The organism is Bacillus sp. B4EP4a (assembly GCF_006680105.1).
In the GTDB taxonomy this organism is placed as follows: domain Bacteria; phylum Bacillota; class Bacilli; order Bacillales; family DSM-1321; genus Peribacillus; species Peribacillus simplex_E.
In genome coordinates this window covers 165,433-177,693 of the sequence record NZ_VHIK01000018.1, presented here as the reverse complement: position 1 = coordinate 177,693, position 12,261 = coordinate 165,433, and the positions used below count along the sequence as shown (strand labels likewise).

The following is a 12,261-nucleotide window of genomic DNA, read 5'->3' as shown; positions in this document are numbered from 1 at the left end:
GGTATGTATAGAGATTATAATATATAAAAAAATAGTGGATAATCTATGTTATATTAAACATAGTATCCACTATTCATTATAGTACGGTTAAGTTAACCCTGCCCCTTGAATGGAATAGGAAGGATGTACAGTTTGTAAGTTTCACAGCTTTATACTGGAGAAGACGAACTTAATAAATTGAAAAAACTAAAACATTTCTATTACATAGGTACGAAATAACTCAGATGGCCGATCACTTCGTTTATCATTAATCGAAAACTCCATTTAATCATCAGTTTTATTGGCAAAAAGAAGGGTAAATCATTCACCTGATCTATCCTTCTTTTTTATCAAGTTATTCATTTGATTCTAGGACTACTCCTTTACCTTTAAGACCTAGGATTGAACGATAACAAAAAAAAAACGGATACCCATAGTATCCCCTCGGACTACATACATGTACTGTTAATGAAAGTGAAAGTTATAGTCTCCCTTTGTGTGCTATTTTTTCGTACTAGCCAAATACATTAGCATGTGGAATTTTTCGTCTATTACATGATAATCAAAAAAAGGTCCTGGATCTGTACAGAAACCGATATTTTCACTTTGCGTAATTTGAAATCCGTTGACTGATATATTTTCTTCTATGTATTTTGGATATAAAATATGCTCGTGGGAATTTGGATATAAGGCTGAAATATTTTTCAAGGATTTGGCCGAGCTATCATAATAGGAGTACCCGCCGACAATTGTTGAACTGCTGTGGAAATAGTTTTTTAGAACATGAATTGGGAACTGCGGATTGAGCAGTGAAAAATCATTTGCTGTAAAACTATCCACAAAAACATCGATGCTAAGCGGTTTCAATGGAAGATTTAAATCAGAATTCAAAATATAAAGGACATTTGGCTTCGGATTCATACGCTCAATTCTTTTTCTAACCTTCTTGAGCATCGCAAGCGAATAGCCACTGAATACATAGGATGCGCTCGTTTCAAGAACATCGATATATTTGGGTAGTGACACAAAAGCGTCAACGTTTGTTTCCACGATTAACTTGTTTTTTAAATCTACATTTTGTAGAACTTTTTGAAACCAAAAATTACTTTTTTCAAATAAGTTAATCATTTTGGGATTGATCTCTTTAATTGTTTCTTTATCGTAAAAATAAGATGGATAAGGAGACGTCTCGTACAAGTTCGCGGTAATGATAATACCTTCCTCGATAGCTGCCTCGTATCCACAGGTACAAGTTAAACTCCCGGTTTGAATGTAGACTTTTTTAATCGTTATATCTTTCATTTCAAGTGGAATGTGGCACTTCGGACAATAGAGCAGATTTACAAAGGAAAGTGGGATCCCTGTAAAATTCTCTTCTTTGGATGAAGGAGAGCTGGTTTGAACCGCCTTTTCAATCAATTGGATAGCTTTTGAAATGTCTTCTTTTTTCTTGGTCAGCGAGTTTTTTTTATCAATGAGTAAGTTGTTGTAGTAGTCGATATCCTCATGGTCCGAGAAGTTTGTGACACGCCGATACGATAAAATTTGTTGAATTTCTAGCAGTGTAAACTGAAATTTTTTCAGCTCAGTAATAAAAGCCATGTCGTCTAGACACAATTGGTTCATTTGATACTGGGTGTTTTTTTTGTCTGGTATTAATAATCCCTGTTCAATGTAATAACGAACGGTATCGGTCGTAACATGAAAAAGCTTTGCAAATGTACCAATTTTCATAGATGCCCCCCAATGAAGAAAGTGGAGTTACTCCACTTTTTTACGAAAATGAATTCAAAAAACTCTCAAATGGCTATTGACATGGAGGAAACTCCAAGTCATATGATGGACTCAAGAAGTGTGAATATTGTGAATAAAATCCGACTGTATTATAGCATACATGTCACAAAAGGAGAAGAACTAGCTATGGATAAGATGGATCGAATGGATGCTCTCTCACTGTGGGCAGCGACTGCAAACAGCTATGAAAAAGAAAAGCTTCTTGAAGGAAATGAAGAGGCGGATGTTGTCATTATTGGCGCAGGTTTCACAGGTCTTTCTTCTGCTTATCATTTGCAAAAATTAGGGAAGAGTGTCATTGTCCTTGAGCAAGAAACGATCGGATATGGCGCCAGCGGTCGTAACGGCGGGATGGTATTGCCAGGCTATAAGCCAACGGTGCAGGAGCTTGCCAAAAAGTATGGTGTCGACGAGGCGAGACAGCTTAACGATCTCTCCCTGTTTAGTGTTGAACTGGTTAAAAAAATCATTGACGAGCATCAAATCAACTGTAACTTTAGAAAGACAGGTCACATTGTGGCGGCTTACAAAGTCAAGCATTTTGAAGGGTTGAAACATGAAAGCGAATACTTAAACAAAAATTTCGGGTACGAATCAAGCGTGCTTGATCGAAGTCAGTTGCATCAAGAGATCGATTCCCCACTTTATTATGGCTGCTTAGTCGACAACTCGAGTTACTCGTTCCAGCCACTGAACTATGCAATTGGTTTGGGAGAAGCAGCTAAATCGATTGGTGCAAAAATCTTTGAACATTCGAAAGCACTATCTATTGAGTACGGTCAAAACAGTGTGAAAGTTGTAACAGAAAAAGGTGCTGTTACTGCGAAAGACATTATTGTCGCTACAGATGGTTACTCCGGAAAAATCATGAATGAACTGAACAAAGGCGTACTGCCAATATCGGCACGTATTATTGCCACTGAACAGCTTCCAGAATCACTGGTGAGTACCGTCATTCCTAAAGATCGCATGGTTTTTGATACAAGCAATTTCCTTTACTATTTCCGACGTACACCAGATAATCGGATCGTATTTGGCGGTGGCGATATTCGTCCAAACTTAGGCGATACCGTTTATCAAAGTGTTTACGATGCCATGGTTAAAATAATGCCAAAACTAGCAGGAAGCAAGATTGATTTCCGTTGGGGTGGTTTTATCGGGGTTACAATTGATACGTTCCCGGTTATCGGCAGATCCAAAGAAGGAGCATATTTCGCAACGGGTTATACGGGCCACGGCGCTTCCCTCTCGACATTGTTTGGTAAGTTATTGGCACAATGGATCGTTACGGGGAGTGCAGGTGGATATCGATTTGAAAAGGAACGCCTCAAATCATTCCCGTTCTATAATCAGAAAACTATGCTGGTAAATCTAGCACATATTGGTTTCAAACTGAAAGATATTATTGCGTAAAGGAGACTTGTTTATGAAAATTAACATGTTCATTGACGGGAAATGGGTAGAAGCGTTATCCGGTGCTAGACGAAACATTATCAATCCTGCAACCGGAGAGGTGATCGCAACGTCTGCTGATGGATCAGCAGACGATGCGAAGATTGCAATCAAGGCGGCCCGTGAAGCGTTTGACAGCGGGATCTGGTCGAATTTATCAGCTGAAGAAAGAGCTGACTATCTCTATAAGATTGCAGACCGTCTTGAAGAGAAGGCAGCTGAAATTGCACGTTTGGAAACTGCAAATAACGGTAAGGTTATTCGCGCAACCACTTATGCGGATATTCCGGTATCGATACAATGCTTCCGATATTATGCTGACTTGATCAAAGGCATGAAAAAGGAATCTTACACTCGTGCTGATTCTTCGGAAACAATTATTATTCATGAACCGATTGGTGTTTGTGGACTTATTGTACCTTGGAACTTCCCGCTTATGTTAGCTGTTTGGCAAATTGCTCCTGCACTCGCCGCAGGGAATACAATTGTACTTAAGCCTGCTGAGGTCACTCCTGTAAGCGTATTCAAATTATTTGAAATTATCGAAGAGATTGGACTTCCGGCTGGAGTGGCAAACTTGGTATTGGGACCTGGATCAAAAGTTGGGAATGAGCTTGCCGAGAGCCATGATGTTGACAAGGTTGCCTTTACCGGCGGAACAAAAACAGGCCAAAGCATTATGCGCGCAGCTGCGGGCAATATGAAAAAAATCACACTTGAACTGGGTGGTAAATCTCCACTTATTGTGTTCGACGATGTGGATTTTGAAACTGCAGTCGAGAATGCGATGTTTGGTATTTTCCACAATGCTGGGCAAGTTTGTTCAGCTGCATCTCGTTTGCTTGTACAAGAGACCATTTACGATAAGTTTGTGGAAAGATTGGCCGAGCGTGCAAGCAAAATTGTAGTTGGCAACGGGGAAAGCGAGAACACTGAAATGGGAGCCCTCACAAACGAGCCTCATATGAATGAAGTATTACATCACATCAAGAGTGGAATAGAAGAAGGTGCAAAATTAGTTTGTGGTGGTAAGCGCTTAACAGAAAATGGGCTTGATCGAGGATTTTTTATTGCGCCAACGATCTTTGCTGATGTAAATGCGAATATGCGTATTGTTAAGGAAGAGATTTTTGGTCCAGTCCTTGTTGTACAGAAATTTAAAGATGAGGAAGATGCCATCCAAAAAGCGAATGATTCCGTTTATGGATTAGCTGGTGCTGTATTTACTGAAGATATGGATCGAGCAAAACGTGTCATTAGTAAATTGCGTGCGGGAATTACTTGGATTAATAGTTATCATCTCGCTTATGTTGAAGGTCCTTGGGGAGGATATAAGCAAAGTGGAATCGGCAGAGCGTTAGGTGCTGTTGGGCTGGAACACTTCATGGAAACTAAACAAATTAATATCCACCAGCATGTCAAGCCTGTCGGTTGGTATGCGAATTAATTTGGCTTAACTTGCTATATCAATTATTTATAGGGGGACATGCTCATGGAAATAGCAGACAACCGTCAGTCACCGAATATAGAACAAGTAGAAGTAATGGATAAGCCAGCGTATGATTCAATGCTGGGAACTAAAAGTATTCCGTTATTATATTTACGATTTGCTTTGGCAGGCATTATGGCTAATGCGATTTTAGGAGTTGGAGCGGTTGTCGATGGCTATTTCGTCAGTGGCTTTCAGGCACTGGAAGTTGAAGGGATCGGAATTGGATTTACCGTCATGGTTATTACTCGTATGCTTGGGGTTCTTTTTGGTGTCGGAGCGGGAGCGGTTATTTCCCTTCGGCTCGGAAAAGGAAAGATCGAAGAAGCTAGGAGTATTATGGGACAAATCTTATGGTTTACTCTTTTCTTATCTATTTTGATCGCCGTACTTGGGTTGATTTTTGAGAATCAAATTATGATCTTTTTCGGAGCAAGTAATGAATCGCTTCCGTATGCGGTACAATACAGCCGCTTATTATGGATTTCGTTGCCATTAACAATATTGGCTGTTGTACTAAGTATTTTAACTAACATCGATGAAAAGCCTATATTATCAATGAGCAGTTGGTTAGTAGCAACAGGTGTTGCTGGGATTACAGAATGGATTATGGTAACGAAGTATGACATGGGAATGATGGGTTCCTCATGGGCCAATACGATTGCACAGTCGATTCCTGTTTTACTGATTTTTTATTTTTGGTTCAGCAAAACAAAGCTTAAGCCAAAAATGAAAGATATGATGATTAATTTAAAGACGATCGGTGAAGTGGCTTGGACTGGGTTTGCATCTTTCTCGAGCCAGTTGATGATGTTCTTTGCAATTATTTTTTTCAACAACTTACTGCAAAGCTACGGAGGTGGTTTGCATGTCGTAGCTTTCACGATTCAGAATGGCTACATTACAAATATGCTCGCATTAGCAGCACTCGGTGGGATGACGGGACTTCAGCCAATCATTAGTTACAACTACGGTGCGGGCAAATTTGATCGTGTGAAACAGGCAATTAAGATTGGGCTCATTTTTACGGTTTCCTTCTTTTTGGTTATGACAGTTATCTTGATCATTTTTGCAGACTCAATTGTGTCATTTTTCTCCAGCGGAAATCCTGAATTGCATCAATTGGGCATTTGGACGACAATTGTATTTAATTCTTTGTTTATGCTTAATGCAGTTGGCTTGCTTGTTTCCGGCTATTTCGAATCTCAAGAGAGAAACTGGATCGCAACGTTTATTAGTGTTAGCAAAATGCTGTTGTTCTTATTTCCGTTCATGTTTATTTTCCCAAAATATTGGGGCGTAGAAGGTTTATGGTACGCAACTCCTGCTGCAGAAATTCCAGGCGTTCTCATTGCCATATACTTTATGAAAAACGAGTTCAAACGTTTAAAAGATACAAATGTTAAGACAGTACGTTTATAGAACCTATTCCTTCAAAATTACCTATAAGAAAGAGAGAGGATCATCATGTTTTTTGCGAAAAAACTTACAGCAGAAGAAGCACTACAACTAGGTGTTGACACGTGGGAACCATGGGTAGGCGAACCAGATAAAGGAACGTGGCATCTAGAAGAACAGGAAGTTTTCTATGTGACAGACGGTGAAGTGTTTATTACTGTTGATGGAAATAAGTATCATATTACAAAGGACTGGGTCGTTTCCTTGGCTAAGGACCTTGTCTGTGAATGGGATTGTCCAGTATTTTTGAAAAAGAATTATAAAATGAACCATGAGATCAATCTGAAATAATGTGAAATGGGGAGTGGGCAAATTTTAAGCAGATAATGCTAAATACTGAATTAATCACTCTAAAAGAGTAATTTCGAAAGGGATGAGTTTATGAAAGCTGATGTTGTATTGATAAATGGAGAAGTTATTACAGTAGACCAAAAGAATACAGTAGCCGACGCTGTAGCAATAAAGGATAATCGTATCGCAGTTGTTGGTTCAAATCAGGAGGTTAAGAGTTTTATAGGAGAAAAAACGAATGTAATTGACCTGCAAGGAAAAACGCTTCTTCCTGGATTCATTGATTCTCATATTCACCTCATTTTTTATGGGGTGAATCAGTTGGCGGTAAGTTGTAAAGCTGAGCATATTGATTCTATCGAGGCTTTGTTAGATGACCTGAAGAAGAAAGCCATAGAAACTCCTAAAGGTGAATGGATACGTGCTTGGGGCTTTAATGAAACCGCTGTGAAGGAAAAGCGTTATCCAACAATCGCTGAGCTGGATGAAATTTCAGTTGAACACCCCATTATTGTATCCCGTACTTGCAGCCATATAAGCGTGGTGAACAGCAAAGCATTAGAAATTGCGCAAATTAACGAGAACACACCGGATCCTAATGGGGGAGTTATTGAAAAGAATCAGGCAGGAAGGCTTACAGGAAAGTTAATTGAAGCAGCAAATATGGGTATGAGCGAGGTTGCAAGTTATACAGAAAGTGAACTGATGAAGGCTGTGAAAATTGCATCAGATCATTTCGTTGCAGCGGGCATAACAAGTATACATGAGGCAGGTGGAAATGGTCCTGAGAGTTACCGTTTACTGCAACAAGCTGTGAAGAGTAAGGATATTCGTGTCCGAATTTATGCAATGATATGTCAGGTAAATAACTCCCATGAATTTGTTAATAAAATGGTCGAAGCTGGTGTGGTAACTGGTACCGGAGATGAGAGATTCAAAGTTGGACCAGTTAAATTGTTTACAGATGGAAGTAGCACCGGGCCTACAATTGCAACCCGTGAGTCGTACTCCAGTGACTCTAACAATTATGGCATTCTTTATTATAGTGAGGAAGAAATCTACCAAGTTTTAGGTGAATCACATAAAAAAGGCTATCAAATCACTGTACATGCACAAGGTGATAAAGCCATTGAAATGTATTTAAATTGTGTAGAAAAGGTGTTGGAGGAAGCACCAAGAAAAAACCATCGTCATCGGATTGAGCACGCGGGAATTTCTTCACCAGATTTACAAGAGAGAATGAAAAAACTCGAGATGGTTCCTATTCCAAATCCTCCATTTCCATATGAATTCGGAGAGATATATGTCCAACACTATGGTGATCGTGTTAATCACATGTACGCTGTTCGTGATTTTATTGATCGTGGCATCATGGCAGCAGGTGGATCGGACGCGCCAGTTACTGACTATAATCCTTTATTAGGAATTCATGTTGCTGTCAATAGAAAAAGCCAGTCTGGAATGGAGTTTGGTGCTAATCAATCTATAAGCGTAATGGAAGCTATTAAACTATACACTTGGAATGGCGCTTATGCGAGTTTTGAAGAAGAGATAAAAGGAAGCATAGAGGTCGGAAAGTTGGCGGATTTAGTTATATTAAATGACAGCATTTTAAGTGTCAACCCAAACCAAATTAAAGATATAAAAGTAGAAACAACTATTATTGATGGTGAAATTATCTATCAAGAAGAACCATCAGTGAAAATTTAATATATCATAGTTTGCATACCATGTAAGCCTTGTAATGAAAGTGAATGGCGAAAAGTTTACTGCTTTCATTGTTGAAAAAGGTTACGAAGGAGTCTCTATTAGTCCGAAAGAAAAGAAAATGGGGGTGCGGGGGTCTTCCACGTGTTTTCTCATTTTGGATAATGTAAGAGTACCTTCTGAAAATGTTATTGGTGAAGTAGGGAGGGGGCATATTATTGCGTTTAACGTATTGAATATCGGCCGCCATAAGATTTCAACCACTTCGCTAGGACTAGCAAAGAGATCGATTGAGCTAGCAGTTAACTTTGCCAATGAAAGGAAGCAATTTGGCCTGCCTATTTCCAGTTTCAACTTAATTAAAAATAAACTAGGTGATATGGCTATAAAAACGTACGCTAATGAAAGTTCCGTGTATAGAACTGCTGGCGCCATGCAAGAAGGGTTTGAAAAGATGAAACAAACAGGCTCCGCTGACTTTGGTGAAACGATAGCCCGTTATGCTTAAGCGTGTTCGATCAACAAAGTTATGTCCACAGAAGTTCTTGACTTTATCGTATCCATCCTATTGACATTACTCCAATTTCGATCTACAATCTGGTCGAAATTGTTTTCAACTGAAGTAAAGTATTAATAAAAGGGGAGAAAATAGTTGTCATATTCACTAAAAATATTAAGAAAAAGTGAACAAATAACCAGTCTTTGGTCAGGTGGTAAAACAACTCAACTTGCTATTTATCCTGAAGGTGGAGATTACTCGAAGCGTGATTTCAACTGGCGGATAAGCACCGCAGATGTCGAGGTGGACGAATCCTTATTTACTCACCTTCCAGGCATTCAGAGAATCATCATGATCCTTGATGGTGAAATGTTGCTGGAACATAAAGGAAAGCACCGTGTGCATTTACAGCCATTTGAACAGGATCGGTTTGATGGAGGCTGGACGACCCGAAGTATTGGGAGGGTTACAGACTTTAATTTGATGTTAGCAGAAGGATGCGAAGGAGCCCTTAGCACGATTCATTTGAATGATGGAATCCATTCTGAAGTGTTGGATAATGGGGAATCTACGAAAAGAACCGACGCCTATTATTGTTTCAAAGGAAAAAGCAGAATGAGTATCGATGAAAAAGAGACTATTGTTTTAGAGCAAGATGACATCGTAATCATAAACATAGATCATTTATGCAACAATTTAAATATAAAGTTATCCAATTACGAAGACGACTCATCTGCAACAATTATTAAGGTAAGTATTTTTTATTGATGGAAGTTTTGGTTCTTGTGCAAAAAACATTCAATTATGAAAGTAGAAAGAGTTTACTTTATTCAAATTATATACAGTAAAAAGTAAACAGGATATTAAATAATAATTAATCAGAGCTGTCCTTAGACGGCTTTTTCTTTTTAAAATAAATTGAGATAATTCAGCGACTTAAGGAGATAAAAACTCTATAAAGATAATTTTATGATTAAAATTATTTTGATATATCCAAATTTTAGAATATTCGGTATGTGAAATCAGAATTAAAACACTTACATTTCCTATTATCTGTGTACAATTACCTGAAAATATTGAATTGTCTTTAAATTAAGACGATTTAGTGTTATTATATTAGAATATTCAAATTATTAAATTGGAAGGTGAGGAAACTCATATGTCACAGATGTTGGCTTTAGTAATTGTTATTCTGATTTTATTTGTAGGAGACATTGTGGCGGTTCGAACAAAAGCCTGGGTACCTTCCGTTTTCGTTTCCGCAATCCTATTTCTATGTGGTTATTGGACATTCTTCCCGCAAGACATCGTTTCAATAGCAGGTGTTCCACCAGTAGTGGCAACCATGATGATGTACCTATTGATCACGAATATGGGAACATTGCTTTCAATAAGAGAATTGGTAAATCAATGGAAAACGATTGTCATCTCATTATCTGGTATCCTTGGTATTGTTGCACTTATATTCGGAATTGGCATATTCATATTTGATCTGCAAACTGTCCTTGTGGCGATTCCACCTTTAGTGGGCGGTATGGTATCTTCAATAATCATGTCAGAAGGAGCGGCAGACGCAGGACTTACGAGTTTGTCCGTTTTTGCCATTGTTATTTATGTAATGCAAGGCTTTGCTGGATATCCTTTAACTTCAATTGTGTTGAAGAAAGAAGGGAAGAAGCTATTGGGGCAATATCGCAATGGGCAATTAACGGTAAAAAAGAGTGATACTGCAGCCGCTTCAGAAGGCATGACGGAACTTAAGCTGTTTAAAAAACTTCCTGAAAAATATAATACGGAATATTTTAAATTTTTCAGACTTGCGGTTGTTGCTTTTCTCGCTTACCTTGTTTCGACTGGATTAGAGCCGATTATATCAATAAATGCATTTGTTCTTTGCTTACTATTCGGTGTTGTCGGAAAAAGTATAGGTTTCTTGGAAAAGCAGACTCTGCAAAAAGCAAATGGATTTGGATTTGCCATCATGGCCCTTATGCTTTTTGTCTTTGACGGATTAAAAAATGCAACACCAAGTATGATGATGGAGATCCTTTACCCACTTATTGTTTGCATTTTCTTAGCTGTTATTGGCATGTATATATTCTCATTCATTGCAGGGAAATTGTTAAATGTCAGCAAAGAAATGGCCTTTGCTGTATCTTTAACAGCATTATATGGATTTCCAGCCGATTACATTATCACCAATGAAGTGGTCAATTCATTAACAAAAGATGAAAATGAAAAAGAAGCATTGCTAAGCCATATGTTGCCGCCGATGCTTGTTGGTGGATTTATATCGGTTACAATTGTGTCGGTTATTTTGGCAGGAATATTTGTACAATTCTTGTAAAATAGGAGGGATTCTAAGTGAGTCTTATCGAACGTATAGAAAAGCAAATAAATGATTTGAGCGAATTTACATCAACACCCGGAAAAGGGACAACCCGGCTTACGTATAGCAAGGAAGACTTACTTACACGCAATTATATTAAAAATAAAATGATGGAATCCGGTCTAAAAGTACAGGAGGATGGATTCGGAAATATTTTTGGAAAGCTAGAAGGTACTTTAAAAGATGCACCAAGCGTTTTGATCGGTTCACATTTTGATTCCGTACCAAATGGTGGTGCGTATGACGGACCAGCAGGTGTAATTGTCGCTCTTGAAGTGGCTGCCCTATTTGCAGAAAATCAATTAACACCTAAATATCCATTGGAAATCGTTGCCCTGATTGAAGAAGAGGGTGCTCGTTTTGGCGGAGGACTAATGGGGTCTAGAGGAATAGTGGGGACACTTAGTGAGGAAAGTTTTAAAAACTTAAGGGATAAAGAAGGTATCACAACAATTGAAGCGATGTCAAAAATTAGTCTGGATTCATCACTTCCGAAAAGGAGAAATCCCAATAGCATTAAAGCATTTCTCGAATTGCATATAGAACAAGGACCAATCCTTGAAGAGAAGAATATCCCCATTGGTGTTGTAGAAGCTATTGTTGGTTTAACTCAATTAGAAGTAACCATTGAAGGAAAGGCAGGGCATGCAGGCACAACCCCTATGGATCGCCGTACGGATGCATTGGTTGCAGCCGCTCAGATTATTTCTCAATTACCGAGCTTTGCAATTGAGGAAGGTGAAGGAACGGTTATCACGACAGGACGACTACATGTTTTACCAAATGGAGCCAACGTCATCCCAAATAAAGTCGAATTTTCGGTAGATATCCGATCTAGCAAGGAAGAACATATTAACAATGTCATCAAGCGGATGAAAGAATTAATCGAATCCTATCATGAACAGGGGATCCATACAACTGCGGAACAGGTGTTATATATGCCGCCAAAGGTATTGAGTGATGAAATAAAAGCTTTATTAAAAGATAAAAGTTCTGATTTGAAAATTCCATATTGTTCCATTAATAGTGGAGCAGGTCATGATGCGATGGTTTTTTCCGATGTGACTGATGTTGGCATGCTCTTTGTTCCAAGTAAAGCAGGACTAAGTCATTGTCCAGAAGAATGGTCTGATGCACGTCATTTAGCAAATGGAGTGCAAATATTTTACGAAGTGGCTAAATGTTTAACGGAGGTGGAATGAG

At 38.6% G+C, this 12,261-nt stretch carries 10 protein-coding genes; 9 read left to right on the top strand and 1 reads right to left on the bottom strand.

From position 1 onward, the window contains the following. Positions 1 to 480 precede the first annotated feature (480 nt). Positions 481 to 1,713, bottom strand: coding sequence for a MerR family transcriptional regulator (locus FNK51_RS11090; protein WP_141993358.1), 1,233 nt, complete (start codon positions 1,711 to 1,713; stop codon positions 481 to 483). A 186-nt stretch (positions 1,714 to 1,899) separates the two neighbouring features. On the opposite strand from FNK51_RS11090, the gene FNK51_RS11085 reads away from it, so the two are divergent. The 9 genes from FNK51_RS11085 to FNK51_RS11045 all read left to right on the top strand — a co-directional run bounded on the left by FNK51_RS11085 (position 1,900) and on the right by FNK51_RS11045 (position 12,260). Continuing rightward, a complete protein-coding gene (locus tag FNK51_RS11085) occupies positions 1,900 to 3,186 on the top strand; it encodes an NAD(P)/FAD-dependent oxidoreductase (RefSeq protein WP_141993366.1) in 1,287 nt (428 codons plus the stop codon). A 13-nt stretch (positions 3,187 to 3,199) separates the two neighbouring features. After that, the gene (locus FNK51_RS11080; RefSeq protein ID WP_141993357.1) at positions 3,200 to 4,672 is read left to right on the top strand and encodes an aldehyde dehydrogenase family protein; all 1,473 of its coding nucleotides are present in this window, start codon (positions 3,200 to 3,202) and stop codon (positions 4,670 to 4,672) included. 45 nt (positions 4,673 to 4,717) lie between these two features. Further along, positions 4,718 to 6,136, top strand: a complete 1,419-nt coding sequence (locus FNK51_RS11075) for an MATE family efflux transporter (RefSeq protein WP_141993356.1) — start codon at positions 4,718 to 4,720, stop codon at positions 6,134 to 6,136. Between the two features lie 45 nt (positions 6,137 to 6,181). Next, positions 6,182 to 6,463, top strand: coding sequence for a cupin domain-containing protein (locus FNK51_RS11070; RefSeq protein ID WP_141993355.1), 282 nt, complete (start codon positions 6,182 to 6,184; stop codon positions 6,461 to 6,463). A gap of 90 nt (positions 6,464 to 6,553) precedes the next feature. Then, the gene (locus FNK51_RS11065; protein WP_141993354.1) at positions 6,554 to 8,173 is read left to right on the top strand and encodes an amidohydrolase; all 1,620 of its coding nucleotides are present in this window, start codon (positions 6,554 to 6,556) and stop codon (positions 8,171 to 8,173) included. A gap of 34 nt (positions 8,174 to 8,207) precedes the next feature. Next, positions 8,208 to 8,678: an acyl-CoA dehydrogenase family protein gene (locus FNK51_RS11060; RefSeq protein ID WP_141993353.1), complete on the top strand. Its 471-nt coding sequence runs from the start codon at positions 8,208 to 8,210 to the stop codon at positions 8,676 to 8,678. 144 nt (positions 8,679 to 8,822) lie between these two features. Further along, positions 8,823 to 9,437, top strand: a complete 615-nt coding sequence (locus FNK51_RS11055; RefSeq protein WP_141993352.1) for a HutD/Ves family protein — start codon at positions 8,823 to 8,825, stop codon at positions 9,435 to 9,437. Positions 9,438 to 9,828: 391 nt separating this feature from the next. Beyond that, positions 9,829 to 11,016, top strand: coding sequence for a hypothetical protein (locus FNK51_RS11050; protein WP_098373143.1), 1,188 nt, complete (start codon positions 9,829 to 9,831; stop codon positions 11,014 to 11,016). A 17-nt stretch (positions 11,017 to 11,033) separates the two neighbouring features. Beyond that, positions 11,034 to 12,260: a Zn-dependent hydrolase gene (locus tag FNK51_RS11045; RefSeq protein WP_141993351.1), complete on the top strand. Its 1,227-nt coding sequence runs from the start codon at positions 11,034 to 11,036 to the stop codon at positions 12,258 to 12,260. Position 12,261: the final 1 nt, after the last annotated feature.